Here is a 21,516-nt window from a genome sequence, read left to right on the forward strand (position 1 = left end):
GAAATATGGTTAAAAACATAAAGAATCAGGTCAGAACAATAACTAACTAACCGCTCGCAAGTTTAGCACTAATCACACAGAGAAGTGGTGATAATTAGGCACTGTTGCTAAACTGCTGGGATAGCAGTGCCTACCTTTGGGGCTAGTAACCTAACATTTTACCTGTGGTTGCTTTAAATATTTTAACTAAACTGCCGATAGTGGACTTAAGAAGTAACTTACCAGGGATTATCAATGAACTTATTTAACATATCCATTAAGCGTCGGCTGTTGCTACTTGCCATTATTGCGGTTGTAGGGTTGCTGTTTGTTGGTGTTATTGTGGCTAATGGCATGGCCAATTTGCAGCATTTGCAACGCAGTGATACACAGTTGAGTGACATCAAGGCTGATATGCTGATGCTGCGGCGGCACGAGAAGGACTTTCTTGCCCGCAGGGATGACAAATATGTGAAGCGGTTTAATCGCACGCTTAAGCAAACCCTGATTGAAGTGAATAGCTTATCGGCGAAGCTGAAAACAGCCAACATTGATACCAGTGCATTGACTGAGATGGGAGCCAGCTTAAAAGACTATGGCAGCCGCTTTAATAGGGTTGTCGAGCATCAGCGTACCATTGGTTATGATTCTAAATCGGGCCTTTATGGAGCTTTGAGAGCCAAAATTCATTCCGTAGAAGAAAAACTGTCAGATGCTCCTGAGCTGAGGGCTTCTATGTTGATGCTGCGTCGTCATGAAAAGGATTTTATGTTGCGCCGCAACCTGAAGTATTTGGGTAAATTTGATCAGGAAGTTGAAAAATTCACCTCACTGACCCCGGTCTATATGAGCGCTGCTGAGAGCGAAGCTATCAATGGTTCGGTTGGGAATTATGCCAATCAGTTTAAATCTTTAGTTGATGCAGAAAAGACGATCGGTTTGGACCCGGATTCTGGTGCCTTGGGTGAGTTAAGGGCAACGGTTCATATTGCGGAGAAATTATTCAAAGGTTTAAAGGCGACCTTGAATACTATGATTGCTGAAGCGACCGCCAATAACTCTCAGTTTTTAATTGCCTCTATCGCACTGATCGGTTTGGTTATTGGTTTTTCTGCCCTGGGTGTTGCCTTTTCTATTTTTAAACCGCTGGAAAATTTTGTCAAAGAGATTACCGATGTGATTAAGCATAAAGACCTGTCGGTACGTTTAAGTGTTCATGGGCAGGGTGAAATCGGGAAAGTAGCCCTCGCTTTTAATAGCTTACTGGAAGCCTTGCATGAAATGATTGGAAGGATTAATGATGCCTCTATGACGGTAGCCAGCTCGGCGGAAGAAATGTCGATGGTGACGCAGGAAGTTAAACACTCGTCCGATACACAAACCAGTGAAGTGCAGCACGCCGCGGTTGCCGTTAATGAGATGAGCGCCACCGCCCATGAAATTGCCCGCAACGCTTCTTCTGCAGCGGATAGCGTTAGCGAAGTGGATATGCAGTTAAAAGAGGGCGTTGAGGTTTCCCAGGAAGCCCGCCAGGAGATTGAAGCCCTGACACACGAAGTACAGGATGCAGCGAATGCTATCAAAGAGCTTGAGCGCAATAGTGAAAACATAGGGCAGGTGTTAGATGCGATTCAAAATGTTGCCGAACAGACCAACCTGCTAGCGTTGAATGCGGCGATTGAAGCAGCAAGGGCTGGCGAGCAAGGTCGAGGTTTTGCGGTGGTGGCTGATGAGGTAAGAACCCTGGCGCAGCGTACGCAAGAGTCAACAGAGACGATTCGTAAAACCATTACTGAATTTCAGCAGGGTACCAATCAAGTGGTTGCCACGGTAAGTAACTCAAACCAGCGTGCCGAGTCCGGTATTGCCAAGGTAACAAGGTCTTCAGAGATTTTAACGGATATCTCAACCATGGTTAGCCAAATTAACGATATGAATATCCAGATAGCGGCTGCCGCAGAAGAGCAAAGTGCAACTGCAGAAGAAATTAGTAGTAATGTAACCCGCGTGTCTGATCTGTCAAAGGCGACCAAGGCGCAAACGGAACAAACCTCAGAGGCCAGCGGGGAGTTGGCTCAATTGGGTACATCTCTAAGAGATATGGTGAGTACTTTTAAACTTTGATTGCGGAAGTTTTTCCGGGATAGACAACAAAAAAGGCCAACAGATGTTGGCCTTTTTTGTTTTTGTGTGACGTAAATTATACCTTGCAAACCTCTTCAGCCTGAAACCCTTTAGGCCCTTCAGATAAGGTAAACTCAACTTGTTGGCCCTCATCTAACGTTTTGTAACCATCCCCTGCAATAGAGCGAAAATGAACAAAGACATCGTCTCCCTGTTCCTGAGTGATAAACCCAAAGCCTTTTGCGTTGTTAAACCATTTTACCGTTCCGGTTACACGATCTGACATTAAATTAATCCTCTTTATTATATTGATTATTATTGTGAGTAACTAATTCAGTGCTACTGTTGTTCTTTGACAATATTACATAACACTGGCTGGGCTGATCTTCGCAAGCGAATGATAAGTCCCGAGGGAAAGCAGGAAGCGATTAAACTACCCTAAATAAATAAACAAACTCATTCAATTATTGTTATTAGTCTTTTGATAAAAGGCAAAAACTTGAGCCAGATAGTACCGTCTGGCAAATAGACTTGTCTACTCATTTAAATAAAAATTTATCCGTAAGCAGCATTTACGGATAAAGCTTGGGCAGACAGTTACAGGGCATTAATTTGTTCCAGTTGCTGTTGCAGCTTGTCGAGAGATTGCTGCTGGGCTAATTGTTTTTCCTTTTCTTTATTGACGACGGCTTCTGGTGCTTTATCAACAAATTTAGGATTGCTTAGCTTGCCGCTAATACGGTCCAAATCTTTCTGCAGTTTTTCAATCTCTTTCGCCAGGCGCGCGGTTTCGGCTGCTTTATCGATCAGGCCTGCCATCGGCACCAGGATTTCCATTTGTCCAACCAATGAGGTGGCTGACATGGGCGCTTTATCACCTTCGGCCAGCCAGGTAACTGTTTCCAGCTTGGCCAGTGTCATCAGGAACTGACGGTTTTCTTCCAGCCTTCTCTGATCTTCGCTATCCCCATTTTTTATCAGGATAGGAATGGCTTTGGCAGGGGAGATATTCATTTCACCGCGAATATTACGCACACCTTCAATCACGCCTTTTACCCATTCAATGTCCGTCTCGGCCTGGGCATCAATATAATCTTGATTTAATTCAGGGTAGGGTTGCAACATAACGGTGGCTTCACCACCTTCAGTGACTTTGCCGGTCAGTGGTGCAACGCGCTGCCAAATTTCTTCAGTGATAAAGGGCATAAACGGGTGAAGCAAACGCAATGTGGTTTCCAATACGCGAATCAAAGTACGACGGGTACCTTTTTTCAGGGCAGGGGAGGCGTTGTCGTCCCATAGCACGGGTTTTGAAAGCTCGAGGTACCAATCACAGTATTCGTTCCAGATAAACTCGTAGAGCGCCTGTGAGGCCAAATCAAAGCGATATTGCGCAATGGCTTCAGCCACTTCCTGTTCGGTGCGTTGTAAACGGGAAATAATCCAGCGGTCGGCCAGGGTTAATTCGTAGTCGCTGCTGCCGTCTTGTCCGCAGTCCTGGTCTTCGGTATTCATCAGCACATAGCGGGCTGCATTCCAGATTTTATTACAGAAGTTGCGGTAGCCTTCGATACGGCCCATATCAAATTTAATATCGCGGCCGGTAGAGGCCAGCGAGTAATAAGTAAAACGCAGCGCATCGGTACCATAGGCGGCAATGCCTTCGGGGAATTGCTTGCGTGTTGCCTTTTCAACTTTTTTGGCTAACTGTGGCTGCATCATACCGCTGGTGCGTTTGCCCACCAGTTCTTCCAGTTCAATGCCATCAATCAAGTCGATAGGGTCTAACACATTGCCTTTGGACTTGGACATTTTCTGCCCTTCGGCATCCCTTACCAAGCCGTGAACATAGACCTGCTTAAAGGGCACTTCCTGTTTAAAGTGCAGGGTCATCATAATCATTCTGGCTACCCAGAAGAAAATAATATCGAAGCCGGTGACTAATACATTGGTTGGGTGGAAGGTGGCGAGTTCTTTGGTGTCTTCTGGCCAACCCAGGGTTGAGAAGGTCCATAGCGCTGAGGAGAACCAGGTATCCAGTACGTCGTCGTCCTGACGTAAGGTTTGATCCCCTAAACTATGTTTGGCGCGCACCTCTTCTTCATTGCGGCCCACGTAGACCTTACCTTCTTCGTCATACCATGCAGGGATACGGTGGCCCCACCATAGCTGTCTGGAGATACACCAGTCCTGGATATCACGCATCCATGAGAAATAGATATTTTCATATTGTTTGGGTACAAATTCGATATCGCCATTTTCAACGGCGGCAATAGCTGGTTTCGCCAGGGTCTTGGCATCGACATACCACTGATCGGTTAGATAAGGCTCGATAACCACACCGGAGCGATCACCGCGGGGAACCTTTAACTTATGGTCATCAATTTTATCCAGCAGCCCCTGTGCGTCTAAATCGGCAACGACTTGCTTACGGCAATCAAAACGATCCATACCTTGATAGGCTTGCGGGACGTTTTTATTCATTGTGGCATTGTCGGTAAGCACATTGATCATCGCCAGGTTATGGCGCTTACCCATTTCATAATCGTTAAAGTCATGGGCGGGGGTGATTTTTACGCAACCGGTACCGAATTCCATATCGACATATTCGTCGGCGATAATGGGAATTTCTCGATCAGTTAATGGCAGTTTGATCATTTTACCGATCAGGCTCTGATAGCGTTCATCGTTGGGGTTAACAGCAACAGCGGTGTCACCCAACATGGTTTCGGGGCGAGTAGTGGCAACGGTTAGTTGACCAGAACCATCAGCTAGCGGGTAGTGGAAGTGCCACAAAAAACCGTTTTCTTCTTCAGAAATAACTTCAAGGTCGGATACGGCGGTATGCAGTACGGGGTCCCAGTTAACCAGGCGGGTGCCGCGGTAAATCAGGTCTTCTTCATATAAGCGTACAAAGACTTCCTGTACAGCGTTAGACAAGCCTTCATCCATGGTAAAGCGTTCACGTGACCAATCCGCAGAGGCGGCCATACGGCGAAGCTGTTGGGTAATGTTGCCGCCGCTTTCTTCTTTCCACTCCCAGACCTTCTCAATAAACTTGTCCCGGCCCAGTTCTTTGCGTTTGATACCCTGAGCTTCCAGTTGGCGTTCCACCACCATTTGGGTGGCAATACCGGCGTGGTCAGTTCCCACCTGCCAGAGGGTGTTATTACCTTTCATCCGGTTATAGCGGATCAACACATCCATAATGGTTTCCTGGAAACCATGGCCCATATGCAGGCTGCCGGTGACATTCGGCGGCGGGATCATAATGCAGTAGGGCTCACCTTCACCGCTGGGAGCAAAATAGCCTTTCTTTTCCCAGTTTTGGTACCACTTGGTTTCGATGTCGGCGGGTTGGAATGTTTTATCCATTAGTGTTGGGCTTCTTCGTGTAAAAAGGGGTCAGTAGTATAAAGAGTTATGGCTTGGCAGAAAACAGGTACAGGGGGAATAAAGCGTGAAATAGGCGGGTAGGAGTGAGTGAGGGCTGTAATTCAAAGGTATGAACTAAACGAGGCCGTAACCCCAAAAAGCCGTCATTCCCGCCTTCGCGGGAATGACGGTAGTCATTTTCGTTGAAGCCAGTCCTCAATCACACAAGTGTTTCTCCGCCAACTGTTTAATCACTGCAGGGGAGCACTGGGATAACCGCTGGCGCAGTTGGTCTTCAATGGTCGGAATAAACTCATCAATGATTTCCTGAATCAGTAGATCCATATTCACTTCTTCTTCGGCTGCTGGGCTCGAGGTAGCGTGAGGGGCCATTTCAAATTCGGTGAACATCTCTTCCTGCTCTTCCTCATAGCCTGGGTCTTCAGGGTTTAGGGGTGGGTTTAGGGGTGGGTTTAGTGACTCGGGTTCGCTATTAACCACATCATCCAGAATAGGAATATCGATATTAAGATCATCATCCAGTAAACCTTTGATGGATTTGAGTTCATCCAGTAAATCGTTTTTTGAGGTTTTTTCCTGGGGCAATTGTTCGTTATTACTACTCATGGGGATGTCCAGCCTGGGTGCTCTTTTAGATTTTTGGATAAAGCATAGCAGTGATCATTTATTTGCGCAGATCGTGGTTTTCCAGCGGGTAACCGCGGTCTCGATAGAAGCGATAATTGCTGCGGGTGGACTCAATGACGGTGGCGGATTGCACAACAATTTCTGACACCCGCTCAAAGCGGCTAAAGAACTCGGGTACCGTCGGCGAGAGGTTAATCAATAAACCGTTAACAGCGGTTGAAGATCCTTGACCTCGATTAAAACCGATATTTAATAAGCCCTGTGCGTTACTGTCAGTCTCTTTGGTTTCAAGCTGGTGCGGAACAAAACTGCTATTGCGCCACGACCATAATAATTGATCCAGTGCGTTGGCTTGAGCCTGGTCCTCGCTGTGGATATAAATCGAATGGCCCAGCTTAAAGGCTTTCTCTGCCAGTCGGCAGGCGAACAGCTGGCGCTGTTCGCTGCTTTCGGCACCCAGGATATAAAAGTCGACCTTGGTCATTGGCCTTATTTACCGCTTTTGTTGATCAGGTATTGCGTGAGCAAACCAACAGGGCGGCCTGTGGCGCCTTTATTGCCACCTGAATTCCAGGCGGTGCCCGCAATATCCATATGGGCCCAGCGCATATTTTTAGCAAAGCGTGACAGGAAGCAAGCCGCTGTAATACTGCCGCCACCCGGGCCACCAATATTGGCAATATCCGCAAAGTTGCTGTTTAGCTGGGACTGGTATTCGTCCCACAGCGGCATATGCCAGGCTTTGTCGCCAATCTGTTTACCGGCGTCCAGCAATTCTTCGGCAAAATCGTCTTCATTACTGTAAAGGCCGGAGGCGTGTTTACCCAGCGCCACCACGCAGGCACCGGTTAAGGTGGCGATGTCAATCACGGACTGGGGTTTGAATTTTTCTACATAGGTCAGGGCGTCACAGAGTACCAGCCGACCTTCAGCATCGGTGTTCAGCACTTCAATGGTCTGGCCAGACATACTGGTAACCACATCACCGGGTTTGGTGGCATTGCCGGCGGGAAGGTTTTCTGCAGCGGCAATAACAGCCACCACATTGATCGGCAGCTTAAGCTCAGTGATTGCTGTCATGGTGCCCATTACACTGGCTGCACCACACATATCATATTTCATTTCATCCATAGCGGCGCCGGGCTTAAGGCTGATACCGCCACTGTCAAAGGTAATCCCTTTGCCAACCAGGGCATGGGGCTTTTGGCTTTTGGCAGCTCCTTTGTATTCCATCACGATTAATTTAGCGGGCTGGTCCGTACCGGCGGTGACCGATAGCAATGAGCCCATACCCAATTCGCGCATTTTCTTTTCTTCAAGCACAGAAACAGACAGGCTTTTGTGCTTTCTGCCCAAGGCTTTTGCCTGTTTGGCTAAATAGCTTGGGGTACAAATATTGCCCGGCAGGTTGCCCAGTTCTTTGGCCACGTTCATACCGGTGGCAATGGCTTTACCCTGGTTGGCCGAAGCCTTGGTCTGTTTGTCAGCTTTGCTGGTAACAGTCACTCGCTTCAGGGTTGCCGCAGGCTTGGGTTTGCTAACGGTTTCGCTATAGCGGTAGTTGGCGCTGCCGCCGGCAATGGCCACCTGGCCCGCTGCCCATGCGTTGTCACGGCCCTGCACAGAAAGCTCATCAATTAATAGGCAGGCGTCTTTTAGCTTGCTGTCGCTGGCGACTTTTAAGCCTGCAGTCAGTAGTTTGCGAAAATCCGCTTCCGCCAGTTTCTTACCTTCGCCGCAGCCCAATAGCAGAATACGTTCAGCTTTAACGCCGCTGATAGCCGGCAGCAGCAGGGTATCGGCTACCTTACCTGAGATATCACCGCGTTTAACCATGGCTTGAATAACACCGCCGCTGGCTTTATTTAAGCGCCTGGCCACTTTGGACAATTTTCCATCGGTAAAAACAGGGGTAATTAAGCACTGGCTGCGAAGTGATTCCGGTTCGGTAATAGCTTTAACGATGACATCCATAGGGCTTCCTTTGATACTGTATTGGCTTAAATAAAAAGATTGATAGATAATGCTTGCGCATTCCTAATGGCGCCATAGTGTACTGGCTAGCCGTTAAGGTTAAAAGGCTCTATAAAATAATTCTGGGACATATTTATCCATGATTCTTTTCCGCTATTTGGCGAGGGAAATCTTTATCACCATGTTGGCGGTCAGCGCTACTTTGCTGGTGATAGTGATGAGTGGGCGCTTTGTGAAATATCTCGCCCAGGCTGCTTCCGGTGATTTAGCCCCGGATGTGGTTTTCAGTATTATGGCTTACCGTCTGCCCAGCTTTCTGGAGCTGGTGTTACCGCTGGGTTTATTTATAGCCATCCTGTTGGCCTATGGCCGTCTCTATGTAGAAAGTGAAATGACCGTGATGGCGGCCTGTGGTTTGTCGACTCGCCGGTTGGCGTTGTTTACTTTGGCGCCCGCAGTTGCAGTAGCGCTTTTAGTCTCCTGGTTAAGTTTGTATGCCAGCCCCATGGGTATTGCCAAGGTGCAGGAAATTTTTCAGGATGCTAAAAACTCCAGCGGTCTGGAATTGCTGGTGGCGGGGCGCTTTCGTATAGATGAAAAGTCAGGGCGGGTTACCTATATAGAGCGCCTCGATGATGGCAGGCAAGTGATGGAGGAGGTGTTTTCCGCTGAGCAGTCCAAGGCCAGGCAGGGGGGCAAAAAGCTTTCGGTGATATTGGCCGAGCGGGGCACGATACAAAATATTGAGCAACACAATGGGCGCTATCTGGTGTTGGAAAATGGCTATCAATATATTGGCAAGCCCGGCAGCCAGGAATTCAGGGTGACGGCCTTTGATCAGTTTGGGCAGTTAATTAAAGAGCCGGAAATACAGCGCAATAGCTATAAAAAAACCGATGCCCGTAGTACCGAACAACTGCTAGCCTCCACTAAACTGGAAGATAAAGCTACGCTGCAGTGGCGTATTTCCCTGGGCATTTTAGTGCCAATCATTGCCCTGATTGCCCAGGCATTAAGTGAAACCAATCACCGTCGTGGGCGCTTTGTAAAAATGCTGCCGGCCTTTTTGATTTATATTGTTTATATCGTGCTATTAAATGCCGCAAGGGATGGTATAGAAAAAGAAAAAATTCCTTTGGAATTGGGGTTGTGGTGGGTACATGGGGTGTTTTTGTTAATTGCTTTGCTGCTGTTATTTGGTGCTGATGGTTGGCGTCGGTTGCGGTCTAAATCAGCCCCGGGTCTTGATACTCGTGGGGCGGGGCAATAAGCGATGAAAAAGTTGAGTCGTTATATCTCCAGCGTTATTTTTGCCAGTATTTCACTGGTGCTTATTGTGTTGTTGGGCTTTGATGCCATCGCGGCCATTATCGATGAGATGGATAATCTGCAGCAACACTATGATTTTGTAGCGGCACTATGGTTTGTGTTGTATTCCATTCCGGCGAATGTCTTTGATTTATTACCCTTTGCTGCCTTGGTGGGCTGTTTGGCTGGATTGGGTGCTTTGGCCAATAATAGTGAGTTAGTGGTGATACGCAGTGCGGGTGTGTCAACCAATCGAGTGGTGTGGATGGTTATGCGTCCCGCTATTATGATTATGGTCGCCGGGATGTTGATCAGTGAATATGTTGCGCCTTACAGCGAAAGTATTGCCCAAAGTGAGCGCGCTATTGCCCTGCGTCAATCAGAAAATGTGGTGAGCCGTGAGGGCCTGTGGCATCGGGAAGGTAATCAGTTTATGCACTTTAGTGTAGTGCAACCGAACGGTGTTTTATACGGTGTGACGATTTATAGCTTTGATGAAAAACGCCGCCTGTTAAATACTCTCTATGCCGAGCGGGCTATTTACCAGCGCGATCATTGGTTGCTGGAAGATGTGCTTGAGAGTCGCCCGAAGGATGACCAGATAGAAAGCGAAACGGTATCATCCAAGCAGTGGTGGACGGATGTATCGCCTAAATTGCTGAACTTGCTGGTGTTGGACCCAGTCAATTTATCGATTTCCGGCCTGTGGCAGTATTCCAATTATCTGGAGGGGCAGGGTTTAAATAACGGACCTTATCGTCTGGCGTTTTGGAAGAAGGTGTTGCAACCTTTGTCCACCGTCACTCTGGTGTTGATTGCCATTTCTTTTGTGTTTGGTCCATTGCGGGAAGTGACTATGGGCTATCGTATTTTTATTGGCGTATTAGTGGGTATTATTTTTAGAACCGCACAGGATATGTTGGCCCCCGCTAGTATGGTGTATGGCTTTCAGCCGATTTATGCGTCTTTGATTCCGATCATCATTTGTTTAATCATCGGGGTCTTGCTGTTGCGTAAGGCTCGTTAAACTATTGCTTTTTTGGGTGAATGACTATGCGCGTGTCCGACCAGCGATCGTGCCAGGTCAAATTGTCCTTATCAATCCACACCCACCAATAACCCATTCCCAGACAAGCGGCTGATACAAAGGCTCCGGCAATGCGTTGCAGGCATTGCTTGAGGGAAATTGTTTGCCCTTGCTTATCTACCACATACAAACGCCAGGCTTGCATCCCCAGAGTTTGGCCATTCTTTCTCCAGAACCAGCAAAAGAAACTGATATACACCAGTAGCAAGTAGCTTTGAAAAGGCCAGCCCTCGACCAGTGTGGGTAATTCATGAACCACTTGTTCATTGGCCTTATCCAGCTTCTGCCCGGTTTGAAAAAATAAGGTTGGAATGGTGGCGGTAAATAACAGGCCGAAGATTAATAGCGAGTCATAGGTCATGGCAGCCAGTCGTTTGATCACTCCGGCGCTGGGGTATTGTGTTTGCGAGTCAGTCATAGCAATGGGGGCTGGGAAATTTGGCATCATTCTAGCAGAACCGATGGTTAGCACAATCCGCACTTCCGTCATAGCCGCGAAGGCGGGAATGACGTATAGAATAGAAAGCGTAAACGAGATGCAAGAGCTGGGGGGGTAGAGGGGGTTAACAATACAGGCTAAAACTCGTATTCGACACCGAACTTAACTTTGTCACCCGACAGCCGCAGGCGATAATCAACTTCGAACAGACTGCTATTAAAATCGGATTCGCTGGTGGTATTGATACCACTATTACCGGAATAATTTTTATATAAAGATTTAATGCTCATTCGCAGCAATTTTCCGGCCGCAGAGCCGCCTTCTCTGCGTGAGTAACCTTCCTGATGTTGTTGCAGCCATAGGTAGTTAAAAGCCAGGTCGTCGGCTTGTTCATCAGAGGCGACTAAAGGCTCGAGAAAAACCCGGTTGGGCATAACCTGCTCCAGTAGGGTTTTATTACTATTGCCTGTTTCGCTGGCGGTATTGGGACGAAGCTGTTGGTAAAAAGAAGGGGGCGGTATTTGGTCTGCTGACAGGGTGATTTTGTCGGCATATAAAACAGGGCTAAAGCTGGCGATAACCAGTAAAAGTGTTAGAGCTAAGACTGCAGACAGGTTTATTACGGGTTGAGCGCTTGTATTGGCTGTGCACGCCAAAGTGCGATAGGGCTGGCTTATAACTTTGTACTGCTTAAATGGCTGCATCTATTCTCCATAAAAAACCAATCATGACCATTAATTTAGCCAGTTTTGTCGGTCATTCATAGTTATTTATTTATTCTTATTAGCTATATTATTGCCAAAATAGTGAGGTTTTAAGATTTACATGTCAGGGAGCCTTGAGGGCTCTAGAGTAGATGGTAAGCCTATACTGACCTGCGATAGTTATTGTAGGGGGCTGCTAATAAAAGGATTTAAGCTAACTATTTATTGCTAACCACTGAAATATGATCAGTATTTGGAACTGCTGGAGGGGCTTTTTTGACCTGGCCTTCCAGAATATCAGCGCCGATATTCGCCATGCTGATACTACTGGTATCCGGGTCTAGTGGTGGTAAGTCTTCAGTGAGCTGCTCTAAGTCTGAGCCCACTGGTGCCAGTGTTATATCGTCCAGATTCAGGAGTGGTGAAGGTGGGGTTTCCGGCCTCTCGGTAAGCAGGTCTTCTCCTGCAGCGGCCACAGAAAGATGGCCTGTATCCGGTGCCGGCGGCATGGGTTTGATCTCAGGCTCAGGTTCCATAAAGGCTGAAACCATCTTGATATTACTGATATCAACCTCGACCCCTGGTGTTTGCTGCCGCTCGTTGGCTTTGAGTAAATCGCTGCCGGTGGGGGCTAAAGACCAGACGTCGTTTTGTGCTGTGTCATTGGTTTGCTGGTGAGCCCTAAAGGAAACCAGTAGACCTGCCCTATGCAAGGCGGCCTTGTATTTAAGGGCCTGGGGTTTATCGACACCCCGCTTTAGAGGTTGCGGTTTGCCACTAAATATTTTCTCAACATTGCCCGGCGTTGTTTTGAATAGAGTCGCCAGATTAGTTTTGGCGGTCTGGGTATCAACACCGTCCACCAGCTGTCCAGTAAATATAATGTCGTAAAGTGGTTGATCCATGATTCAGTTCTTCTCACTATTTAAAACCCAGCTCTTTACAGTATAGCCTAGCCATACGCTTAAAACAGACCGCGCTTTTATTAGCCAACAGCTCGACTTAAAACTATCATCTTCGGCTGTTCGAATTTATACTCTCGGCCATTGTTAAGGTATTGCTGGAACACAATTGAAATAGGCAGGGTGGAAGTGATTGATGAGTGTTCAATCGAATATTGAAAGTAAATTGTTGGTTGAGTTAGTGGTTGACCATCTTGAAGTGGTCAATGAAAGTCATAGCCATAATGTGCCTGCGAATTCAGAAACGCATTTTAAAGTAACAGCAGTATCTGCTGATTTTGACGGCAAGCGCAGTGTGGCCAGGCATCAAATGATTTATAAGCTGCTTGCTGAAGAACTGGCTGGCCCTGTTCATGCTTTAGCTCTGCACACATATACTCCAGATGAATGGCAGCAGCGCGAGGCGGTTTCTCCCGAGTCCCCTGACTGCCTGGGTGGCAGCAAGGCGGATCGTTAAAGCTAGAGTGGCTTAATATTTCTTCTTAATGATTCCGGTATATATTGCTCCACTTGCTGTGGCGGCGGTGTACGGTTTTTTGCCACGTCTGTCCAATTCAATAAATTATAAAAGTGACGAATATTCTGTACATAGGTAACCGGTTCGTTGCCCCGTGCATAGCCATGTTTTGTACCTTTATACCAGCGGCGCTTGCTAAGTAGCGGCAGGTTATCTTTCACATCTGCCCACTTGCTAGGGTTACCGCCACGGCGTTCAGTGATTTTCCTGGCATCTTCCAGGTGCCCCATACCCACATTATAAGCGGCCAGGGCAAACCAGGTGCGGTCGGGTTCTTTTACCCGGTCAGGCAGGCGGCGTAAAATCTTATTAAAATACCTGGCACCACCACGGAGACTTTGCTCGGCATCCAGCCGGTTTTTAATACCCATTTCTTTGGCGGTAGGTAGAGTAAGCATCATCATACCCCGTACCCCCGTGGGTGATCTTGCCCTGGGATTCCAGTGGGATTCCTGGTAGCTGATAGCCGCCAGCAGTCGCCAGTCAATGCCGTACTCGATGGCTATCGCCTCTATCATATTCTTGTATTTGGGTAGCCTTTGTTCAACGGCCTGGTTAAACGTTAAAGAGCCAATACGGTTGACCTGTTCACTATGGCTGTAAAATCGCTCTTCAAGTTGCCGCAGGGTGCCGTTATCTTTGATTTTTTTAAAGAAGGTTGCCAATTCGTCAATCAGCCCGGGTGTGGTAATGGTGCCGGGCAGGGCCCAGGCCAGCTGCCCGGGTTGGCCAATTTCAAAAGCAATATTAAGGCGGGGATAAAAACCGCGATTGGCCAGGTATTCATTGGAATCCAAAATGGTGTAATCAATTTCACTGCTGCTAAGCATGTCCAGCAGGTCCACAGTTTCAACATCGGTTGCTGTGCGCCAGTTTAACTCGGGGTAGTCCGGTTTAAGCCGGTTGAGTATCTCGTTGTGGCTGCTTTTTGCCATTACTGTGATTTTGCTGCCAACCAGATGCTCCGGTGACCTCGGTCGTTTGGTGCCAGCGCGGTAAAGTACATATTGTTTGATTTCCATATAGGCTGGGGAGAAGTTGAGTTGTTTTTGCCGTTCTTCGGTAATTGTTAAGCCGGCTGCGGCCAGGTGTACATTGTTATCCTCCAGTGATTGAAAAATTTCTTCCAGGCTATGTAGTACCGTAACCTCCAAATCCACATCCAGATGCTCGGCAAACAGCCGTGCCAGTTCATACTCAAAACCGGTGGCGCCTGTGCGGTCTTCAAAATAGGTGCTGGGGCCATTTCTGGAGACAATACGCAAAGTACCTTGCTCTTTAATCGTCCTGGGCTGGTCTTTTTCTGTACAACCCGATACCAGGCAAAGTGAGCCCAATAGCAGTAGGGTGCTTAACAAACAGGGATTTTTTAGTCGTCTTTTCCAAAGCATGCCTTAAGTGTATAGGCAGATAGTGGCTTCGTCTTGGCAATAGTTAGTATAAAGGGTGAAATTATCCCTCAGCTGGGCTTAAGTCTGCCGCCAACTTCCAGTAGAATAGCGGCCTTTCACCATTCCATCACTTGCTGACAAAGGCCTTCACGTAAAATGTTGATTAATCGTGGCGCACCCGCTCTATCCGGTTTTCGTATTCAAAAACTCCTGGATACCCTGAAGTCTTCTGTTCCCGGTTTAAATAGCCTGAGTGCAGAGTTTGTGCACTTTACTGATGCCAGCTCTTCCCTGAATGATGAACAACAAAATGTGTTAGCCCAATTACTGCATTATGGCCCAAAGGCCGAGGCTGTCAGTACCGATGGTCAAATGTTGCTGGTGGTTCCTCGCCCCGGAACGATTTCCCCCTGGTCCAGCAAGGCTACCGATATTGCCCATAATGCCGGGCTGGAACAAATTACCCGGATTGAGCGTGGTGTTGCTTATTACATCAAAGCAGAGCCAGCCTTGTCTGATGAGCAATTGCAAACCGTCTCGGCCCAGGTTCATGACCGTATGGTCGAGGTGGTGATGCACAGCCTTGATGATGTTGAGGTGCTGTTTACCCACGATGACCCTACGCCTATGACATCGGTTGATGTGATTGCCGGTGGCACCGAGGCGCTGGCTGAGGCCAATATCAATTTAGGTTTGGCGTTGGCGGATGATGAAATTGATTATTTAGTCGACAGCTTTACCGAGTTGGGCCGAAACCCAACCGATGTCGAGTTGATGATGTTTGCCCAGGCCAACTCAGAGCATTGCAGGCATAAAATCTTTAATGCCAGCTGGACCATCGACGGTGAAGAGCAGGACCACTCGCTGTTTAAAATGATCAGAAACACCAATGAGTTGGGTGGCGAGAATGTACTCTCGGCTTATTCCGATAACGCCGCCGTTGTTGCAGGCAGCCATGCGGGCCGTTTTTATCCTGACCCGGGCTCCCATACCTATAGCTACCACCAGGAAGATATTCACCTGTTGATGAAGGTAGAAACGCATAATCACCCCACAGCCATTGCACCGTTTCCCGGCGCAGGCACCGGCTCCGGTGGTGAGATTCGTGATGAGGGTGCAGTAGGTCGTGGTTCCAAACCCAAAGTAGGTTTAACCGGCTTCTCGGTTTCTAACCTCCAGATTGATGGTTACCAACAGCCCTGGGAATTAAATTACGGCAAGCCTGACCGCATTGTGACCGCGCTGGATATTATGTTGGAAGGCCCCATTGGCGGCGCCGCATTTAATAATGAGTTTGGTCGCCCCAACCTCAATGGCTACTTCCGTACCTATGAAGAAACTGTCAATGGCCCAGCGGGCATTGAGCGCCGTGGTTACCACAAACCCATTATGATTGCCGGTGGTTACGGCAATATCAAAGCTGAGCATGTGGATAAGCCTGAATTTGATGCGGGCTGTAAACTGATTGCCCTCGGTGGCCCTGCCATGTTGATTGGTCTGGGGGGCGGTGCTGCTTCCAGTATGGCCTCTGGTAGCTCCAGCGAAGATCTGGACTTTGCCTCCGTACAACGCCAAAACCCTGAAATTGAGCGCCGCTGCCAGGAAGTCATAGACCGCTGTTGGGCTATGGCCGATAACAACCCCATCGCCTTTATTCACGATGTGGGTGCCGGTGGTTTATCTAACGCTTTTCCCGAGTTGGTAAAAGATGGTAACCGTGGCGGTACTTTTGAATTACGTAATGTGCCTAATGATGAGCAGAGCATGTCACCCTTGGCTATCTGGTGTAACGAATCCCAGGAGCGCTATGTGATGGCGGTTAAGCCAGAAGATTTGGCCGTGTTTGAAGCTATCTGTGAGCGTGAGCGCTGCCCTTATGCCGTAGTCGGTGAAGCCACTGATGAACATCACCTAAGAGTGGGTGACAGTTATTTTGACAACAATCCCGTTGATTTACCGATGTCTATTTTGTTTGGCAAGCCGCCAAAGATGCATCGCGAGATTGAGCGCAGCCGTTATGACAAGCCCGGCTTTAGCACTGCAAGAATTGATGTGAATGATGCCGCCGAGCGTATCTTGCAATTGCCCACTGTCGCCAGCAAAAACTTTTTAATTACTATTGGTGACCGTTCGATTACCGGTATGGTTGCCCGCGATCAAATGGTTGGCCCCTGGCAGGTGCCCGTTGCAGATTGTGCAGTAACCACCGTGGCTTTTGATAGTAATGCCGGCGAAGCGATGGCGATGGGTGAGCGTACCCCAATGGCATTGATCAATAGTCCTGCTTCGGGTCGAATGGCTATTGGTGAGGCGATTACCAATATTGCGGCTACACGTATTGGCTCCTTATCCGATATTAAATTATCAGCAAACTGGATGTGTGCCGCAGGTCACCCCGGTGAAGATGAAGCCCTTTATGACACGGTTAAAGCCGTTGGTATGGAGTTGTGTCCAGAACTCGGTATGACCATCCCGGTGGGTAAAGACTCTATGTCTATGCGCACAGCCTGGGAAGATAAAGGCAAAGAGAAGTCGGTGACTTCTCCTATGTCGCTGATTATTACCGCGTTCTCTCCCGTATTAGATGTCCGTAAAACAGTAACGCCGCAGTTGCATACCGACCAGGGTGATACTGATATTCTGTTGATCGATCTCGGGCTTGGTAAAAATCGTTTAGGCGCCAGCTGCCTGGCGCAGGTTTATAACCAGATTGGTAATGAAGCAGCGGATGTTGATAGTGCGGAACAGTTAAAGGGTTTCTTTAATGCTATACAGCAATTGTTAGAAGCCGATTTATTGTTGGCCTACCACGACCGCTCCGATGGCGGTTTACTGGCAACACTGGCAGAAATGGCTTTTGCGGGGCATTGCGGTATCGATATTGATATTACCGCCTTGGGTGATGATCCAGTCGCCGCTTTATTTAACGAAGAATTAGGCGCAGCCTTGCAAATTAAAACGGCGGATAAAGATGCCGTGCTTAACGTGTTTGCCGATGCGGGTTTGACTGAAGCTGTACATGCCATTGGCTCAACGAATGGTGATGACAAAATCCGTATTAGTACTGGCGACAACCTATTGATCGACAATGATCGCAGCTACTATCAGCGCCTATGGAGTGAAACTAGTTTTCGCATTCAATCGCTTCGGGATAACCCAGATTGTGCCCAGCAAGAGTTTGATGGTTTGTTAGCGGACAACCCCGGTTTATCCACCCATTTAAGCTTTGATCAAAATGAAGATATAGCGGCGCCTTTTATTGCCAAAGGTTCGCGCCCTAAAGCAGCAATACTCAGGGAGCAGGGTGTTAATGGCCAGCTGGAAATGGCGGCTGCTTTTGATCGTGCCGGTTTTGAAGCTGTCGATGTTCATATGAGTGATATTCTCACAGGCCGGGTTGAGCTGGATCAGTTTAAAGGTTTGGCTGCCTGTGGTGGTTTCTCCTACGGTGATGTCCTGGGTGCCGGCGAAGGTTGGTCCAAGACTATTTTGTTTAATAACCGCGCTAAAGATCAGTTCCAGCAGTTTTTCCATCGACAAGATACCTTTAGTCTCGGTGTCTGTAATGGTTGCCAGATGATGTCTAACTTGAAATCACTGATCCCGGGTGCTGACCATTGGCCACGTTTTGTGCGCAATTTATCCGAGCAGTTTGAGGCCCGTGTGGCTTTGGTTAAAATTGAACAGACCCCGTCTATCTTATTACAGGGCATGGCGGGTTCGCATATGCCGGTTGCTGTGGCTCATGGTGAGGGGCGTGCGGAATTTGCCGATGCCGCTCATCAGCAGGCGCTGGTGGATAGTGGTGCCATAGCCATGCGTTATGTGGATAATCATCTGGCGGTGACTGAACAATATCCGGCCAACCCTAACGGTTCGCCAATGGGGGTGAGTGCTGTTAGCAGCGATGATGGCCGTGTGACCATTATGATGCCGCACCCGGAGCGCGTATTCCGTGCGGTGCAGAACTCATGGCAGCCCGGTGAATGGGAAGAAGATGGTGCCTGGATGCGTCTGTTCCGTAATGGACGGGTGTGGGTAGATTAGAATCAGTGCTTGTTTTGAATACTACAAGTGAACAATAACAAAAGAACATTGAGCAAGATGTAACGGCGACAGATCGCCCTATTTATGGAACCCCTATGCTAAATCAATATCCTCTGTGGAAATACCTACTTATCCTGCTGATAGTCGGCTTTGGTTTTTTCTATGCCGCCCCGAATTTGTATGCTCCTGACCCCGCTGTGCAAATCTCCGGTGAGAGCAGTGCTATGGTGATTGATGAGAAGGCTTTAAAGATTGCTTCCAAGGCGTTAACGGAGGCGAATATTGAATTCTTTGGCGGCGAAGTTAACGCAAAAGGTAGCAATGCCTTAATCCGTTTAAAAGACCGCGAGCTGCAACTGCCTGCCCAGAAAGTCATCCAGCGAGCGATGGGTGACGGTTATATCGTAGCCTTGAATCTGGCCTCAACCACGCCAGACTGGTTGGCTGATTGGGGTGCCCAGCCAATGAAACTGGGTCTTGATTTGAGTGGCGGGGTACACTTTCTGTTAGAGGTCGACACCGCTGCTGCTATTAATAAACGTATGGTTAACTATACCAATGGTATTAAGCGCGTACTCCGTGAAGATAAAATTCGCGGTTTTATTCGCCTGCAAGACGATGGCCGTATTCGCGGCAAATTTAAGACCGAAGATTTGCGTGACCAGGCCAGTAGCAAAATCCGTAGCGAGTATAGCGAGTTGCAGCGCCAGGCTGAAGATAATGAAGGCAGTTTCTTTCTTTATCTGGATATCTCTCCCGCCAAGGTTAAAGAGATCGAAGATTACGCCGTGGACCAGAACTTAATTACCCTGCGTAATCGTGTTAACGAGTTAGGAGTTTCTGAACCTTTGGTACAGCGACAGGGCCGCAACCGTATTGTGGTTGAGTTGCCTGGTATCCAGGACACTGCTGAAGCAAAACGTATTCTTGGCAAGACAGCGAATATGGAATTTCGTCTTGAGGCCAAGTTTGATGCAGCCAGTTCTGCCAAGGAAGAATTTGAATTTCGTGATCAAAACCGAATAGGCAGCGCCTTTCTTGAGCGTGATGTGGTAATCACCGGTGAGCGAGTTGCCAGTGCCTCAGCCGGTTTTGATGCCCAAAGCAGTCAGCCGCAGGTTAATATTACCCTGGATAGTGAGGGCGGTGCCATGATGCACCGCGTGACCCGGCATAATATCCAGCGTCGTTTGGGCGTATTATTTATTGAGCGCAAGAGTCGCACCCGTTATGAAATAAATGATGCGGGAGAAGAGATTGCGATCAAAGTCCCGTTTGATGAAAAGAAAATTATTAGCCTGGCGACTATTCAGGATGCCCTGGGTGTGCAGTTCAGGATTACCGGTCTTGATAACCCTGCAGAAGCGGCAGAACTTGCCTTGCTATTGCGTGCGGGTGCCCTGGCTGCGCCTATCGATTTTGTTGAAGAGCGTACAGTGGGTCCTTCTTTGGGGGCGGAAAATATTCAGCTAGGTGTTATCTCGGTGCAGATTGGTTTGGCACTGGTGGCTGTCTTTATGATGATTTACTACCGTCTGTTTGGCGTGGTGGCGGTTGCCGGTTTGAGCTTTAACCTGGTGTTATTGATTGCCTTAATGTCGATCTTGTCAGCGACATTAACTCTGCCGGGTATTGCCGGTATTGTATTGACCGTTGGCATGGCAGTGGATGCCAATGTATTGATTTTTGCGCGTATTCGCGAGGAATTGAAAAACCGCATATCGCCGCAGCAGGCAATTAGTGCAGGTTATGATCGAGCCTTTGTCACCATTATGGATGCCAATATTACTACGCTGTTAGTTGCCGTTATTTTATATGCGGTAGGTGCAGGTCCTGTGCGTGGTTTTGCAGTGACATTATCCCTGGGGATTATCACCTCAATGTTTACTGCAATTGTGGTTTCAAGAGCGATGATCAACCTGGTGTATGGCGGTCGTAAAGTTAAAAAATTATCTATCTAATTATTTAAAACGTATTAATAGTCGCTGAGGCGAAAAGTTTTATGTCAGAACAACAAGAAACAGTAACGCAGAAAATTATTCCTTTTATGGGGCAGCGGAAATTGGCGATGGTTTTTTCGCTGGTGCTGTTGCTTGTATCGCTGGGCTCATTGGCCACTAAGGGGTTAAATTTTGGTTTGGATTTTACCGGTGGTACTTTAGTTGAAGTAGGCTATAGCAAAGTTGAGCCACTGACTAATATCCGTAATACCATTGCTGAAGCGGGTTATAACAATGCGGTAGTGGTTCACTTTGGTTCCGAGACCGATATCCTGGTGCGTTTGCCAGAAGGCTATAGTGACAAGTTAGGGGCAGAATTGGTGGCTGTACTGCAGCAGGATTTTGACGGCACTATTGATTTGCGTCGTATTGAATTTGTGGGCCCGCAAGTGGGTGACGAATTAAAAGAGCAGGGCGGTCTGGCGATGTTAATGGCGCTGGGTATGGTAATGGTTTATATCGCCTTCCGCTTCCAGTTTAAGTTTTCGGTAGGTGCGGTGTCGGCTTTGGCGCACGATGTAATTATTGTGCTGGGGATTTTTTCCATACTGCAGTTGGACTTTGACTTAACGGTATTGGCGGCGGTATTGGCTGTAATTGGTTATTCGCTTAACGATACTATTGTGGTATCGGATCGTATTAGAGAGAACTTCCGTAAAATTCGTAAAGCTGACGCAGAGAAGGTGATTGATACATCGCTAACAGAAACCCTTGCTCGTACCCTGGTAACATCTGTAACAACTTTGTTAGTACTGATCGCCCTGTTTAGCTACGGTGGTGAGTTGATTCACGGCTTTGCCATCGCATTAATTATTGGTGTGTTGGTGGGAACCTACTCATCGATTTATGTGGCGGCCAATATTCTTTTGGTTATGGGGATTTCCAAGGAAGATTTGGTGATACCTGTTAAGGAAGGGGCAGAAATCGACGATATGCCCTAACCTCCACCCCCATCGTCATT

Annotated in this window: 16 protein-coding genes; 7 read left to right on the top strand and 9 right to left on the bottom strand. The window is 48.0% G+C overall.

Annotated elements, in window-relative coordinates:
* Positions 1–234 precede the first annotated feature (234 nt).
* Entirely contained in the window at positions 235–2,103 is a 1,869-nt protein-coding gene (locus tag P8H32_RS00525; protein ID WP_301088183.1) for a methyl-accepting chemotaxis protein, read from the top strand.
* 76 nt (positions 2,104–2,179) lie between these two features.
* On the opposite strand, the gene P8H32_RS00530 is transcribed toward P8H32_RS00525, so the two are convergent.
* From P8H32_RS00530 to P8H32_RS00550, 5 genes are all read right to left on the bottom strand, one after another.
* On the bottom strand, positions 2,180–2,389 hold the full coding sequence (locus tag P8H32_RS00530) for a cold-shock protein (RefSeq protein WP_297291657.1): 210 nt from the start codon (positions 2,387–2,389) through the stop codon (positions 2,180–2,182).
* 311 nt (positions 2,390–2,700) lie between these two features.
* Positions 2,701–5,478: a valine--tRNA ligase gene (locus tag P8H32_RS00535; RefSeq protein WP_301088184.1), complete on the bottom strand. Its 2,778-nt coding sequence runs from the start codon at positions 5,476–5,478 to the stop codon at positions 2,701–2,703.
* Positions 5,479–5,694: 216 nt separating this feature from the next.
* Positions 5,695–6,105, bottom strand: coding sequence for a hypothetical protein (locus tag P8H32_RS00540; protein ID WP_301088185.1), 411 nt, complete (start codon positions 6,103–6,105; stop codon positions 5,695–5,697).
* Positions 6,106–6,163: 58 nt separating this feature from the next.
* A complete protein-coding gene (locus P8H32_RS00545) occupies positions 6,164–6,610 on the bottom strand; it encodes a DNA polymerase III subunit chi (protein WP_297291660.1) in 447 nt (148 codons plus the stop codon).
* A 5-nt stretch (positions 6,611–6,615) separates the two neighbouring features.
* Positions 6,616–8,100 carry a leucyl aminopeptidase gene (locus P8H32_RS00550; protein ID WP_301088186.1) on the bottom strand — a complete coding sequence of 495 codons (1,485 nt, stop codon included), beginning with the start codon at positions 8,098–8,100 and terminating at the stop codon, positions 6,616–6,618.
* A 139-nt stretch (positions 8,101–8,239) separates the two neighbouring features.
* On the opposite strand from P8H32_RS00550, the gene lptF reads away from it, so the two are divergent.
* Both lptF and lptG read left to right on the top strand, forming a co-directional pair.
* Positions 8,240–9,370: an LPS export ABC transporter permease LptF gene (gene lptF / locus P8H32_RS00555; RefSeq protein WP_301088187.1), complete on the top strand. Its 1,131-nt coding sequence runs from the start codon at positions 8,240–8,242 to the stop codon at positions 9,368–9,370.
* A gap of 3 nt (positions 9,371–9,373) precedes the next feature.
* On the top strand, positions 9,374–10,435 hold the full coding sequence (lptG, locus tag P8H32_RS00560) for an LPS export ABC transporter permease LptG (RefSeq protein ID WP_301088188.1): 1,062 nt from the start codon (positions 9,374–9,376) through the stop codon (positions 10,433–10,435).
* Position 10,436: 1 nt separating this feature from the next.
* On the opposite strand, the gene P8H32_RS00565 is transcribed toward lptG, so the two are convergent.
* From P8H32_RS00565 to P8H32_RS00575, 3 genes are all read right to left on the bottom strand, one after another.
* A complete protein-coding gene (locus P8H32_RS00565) occupies positions 10,437–10,913 on the bottom strand; it encodes an RDD family protein (RefSeq protein ID WP_301088189.1) in 477 nt (158 codons plus the stop codon).
* Between the two features lie 158 nt (positions 10,914–11,071).
* The gene (locus tag P8H32_RS00570; RefSeq protein ID WP_301088190.1) at positions 11,072–11,638 is read right to left on the bottom strand and encodes a hypothetical protein; all 567 of its coding nucleotides are present in this window, start codon (positions 11,636–11,638) and stop codon (positions 11,072–11,074) included.
* A 218-nt stretch (positions 11,639–11,856) separates the two neighbouring features.
* Positions 11,857–12,543 carry a hypothetical protein gene (locus P8H32_RS00575; protein WP_301088191.1) on the bottom strand — a complete coding sequence of 229 codons (687 nt, stop codon included), beginning with the start codon at positions 12,541–12,543 and terminating at the stop codon, positions 11,857–11,859.
* 193 nt (positions 12,544–12,736) lie between these two features.
* Here P8H32_RS00575 and P8H32_RS00580 point away from each other — a divergent pair, with 193 nt between their 5' ends.
* Positions 12,737–13,057 (top strand): BolA/IbaG family iron-sulfur metabolism protein, encoded by a 321-nt coding sequence (locus tag P8H32_RS00580; RefSeq protein ID WP_297292867.1) that lies wholly within the window; start codon positions 12,737–12,739, stop codon positions 13,055–13,057.
* Between the two features lie 2 nt (positions 13,058–13,059).
* Here P8H32_RS00580 and mltF read toward each other — a convergent pair whose 3' ends face one another.
* Positions 13,060–14,475: a membrane-bound lytic murein transglycosylase MltF gene (mltF, locus tag P8H32_RS00585; RefSeq protein ID WP_297292866.1), complete on the bottom strand. Its 1,416-nt coding sequence runs from the start codon at positions 14,473–14,475 to the stop codon at positions 13,060–13,062.
* Between the two features lie 189 nt (positions 14,476–14,664).
* Here mltF and purL point away from each other — a divergent pair, with 189 nt between their 5' ends.
* The 3 genes from purL (at position 14,665) to secF (ending at position 21,496) form a co-directional block, all read left to right on the top strand.
* On the top strand, positions 14,665–18,555 hold the full coding sequence (purL, locus tag P8H32_RS00590; protein ID WP_301088192.1) for a phosphoribosylformylglycinamidine synthase: 3,891 nt from the start codon (positions 14,665–14,667) through the stop codon (positions 18,553–18,555).
* A gap of 95 nt (positions 18,556–18,650) precedes the next feature.
* Positions 18,651–20,516, top strand: a complete 1,866-nt coding sequence (secD, locus tag P8H32_RS00595; protein WP_297292864.1) for a protein translocase subunit SecD — start codon at positions 18,651–18,653, stop codon at positions 20,514–20,516.
* 41 nt (positions 20,517–20,557) lie between these two features.
* Positions 20,558–21,496 carry a protein translocase subunit SecF gene (gene secF / locus P8H32_RS00600; protein ID WP_297292863.1) on the top strand — a complete coding sequence of 313 codons (939 nt, stop codon included), beginning with the start codon at positions 20,558–20,560 and terminating at the stop codon, positions 21,494–21,496.
* Positions 21,497–21,516 lie beyond the last annotated feature (20 nt).

The organism is Oceanicoccus sp., assembly GCF_029238675.1.
In the GTDB taxonomy this organism is placed as follows: domain Bacteria; phylum Pseudomonadota; class Gammaproteobacteria; order Pseudomonadales; family Dasaniaceae; genus Oceanicoccus.

Bases quoted from the DNA above. Each gene is read 5' to 3' on its own strand.
- P8H32_RS00550 (WP_301088186.1), bottom strand. From the start codon at position 8,100: ATGGATGTCATCGTTAAAGCTATTACCGAACCGGAATCACTTCGCAGC.
- lptF (WP_301088187.1), top strand. From the start codon at position 8,240: ATGATTCTTTTCCGCTATTTGGCGAGGGAAATCTTTATCACCATGTTG.
- secF (WP_297292863.1), top strand. From the start codon at position 20,558: ATGTCAGAACAACAAGAAACAGTAACGCAGAAAATTATTCCTTTTATG.
- lptG (WP_301088188.1), top strand. From the start codon at position 9,374: ATGAAAAAGTTGAGTCGTTATATCTCCAGCGTTATTTTTGCCAGTATT.
- P8H32_RS00580 (WP_297292867.1), top strand. From the start codon at position 12,737: ATGAGTGTTCAATCGAATATTGAAAGTAAATTGTTGGTTGAGTTAGTG.
- P8H32_RS00530 (WP_297291657.1), bottom strand. From the start codon at position 2,389: ATGTCAGATCGTGTAACCGGAACGGTAAAATGGTTTAACAACGCAAAA.
- P8H32_RS00570 (WP_301088190.1), bottom strand. From the start codon at position 11,638: ATGCAGCCATTTAAGCAGTACAAAGTTATAAGCCAGCCCTATCGCACT.
- P8H32_RS00545 (WP_297291660.1), bottom strand. From the start codon at position 6,610: ATGACCAAGGTCGACTTTTATATCCTGGGTGCCGAAAGCAGCGAACAG.
- P8H32_RS00575 (WP_301088191.1), bottom strand. From the start codon at position 12,543: ATGGATCAACCACTTTACGACATTATATTTACTGGACAGCTGGTGGAC.
- P8H32_RS00525 (WP_301088183.1), top strand. From the start codon at position 235: ATGAACTTATTTAACATATCCATTAAGCGTCGGCTGTTGCTACTTGCC.
- secD (WP_297292864.1), top strand. From the start codon at position 18,651: ATGCTAAATCAATATCCTCTGTGGAAATACCTACTTATCCTGCTGATA.
- P8H32_RS00565 (WP_301088189.1), bottom strand. From the start codon at position 10,913: ATGACTGACTCGCAAACACAATACCCCAGCGCCGGAGTGATCAAACGA.
- purL (WP_301088192.1), top strand. From the start codon at position 14,665: ATGTTGATTAATCGTGGCGCACCCGCTCTATCCGGTTTTCGTATTCAA.
- P8H32_RS00535 (WP_301088184.1), bottom strand. From the start codon at position 5,478: ATGGATAAAACATTCCAACCCGCCGACATCGAAACCAAGTGGTACCAA.
- P8H32_RS00540 (WP_301088185.1), bottom strand. From the start codon at position 6,105: ATGAGTAGTAATAACGAACAATTGCCCCAGGAAAAAACCTCAAAAAAC.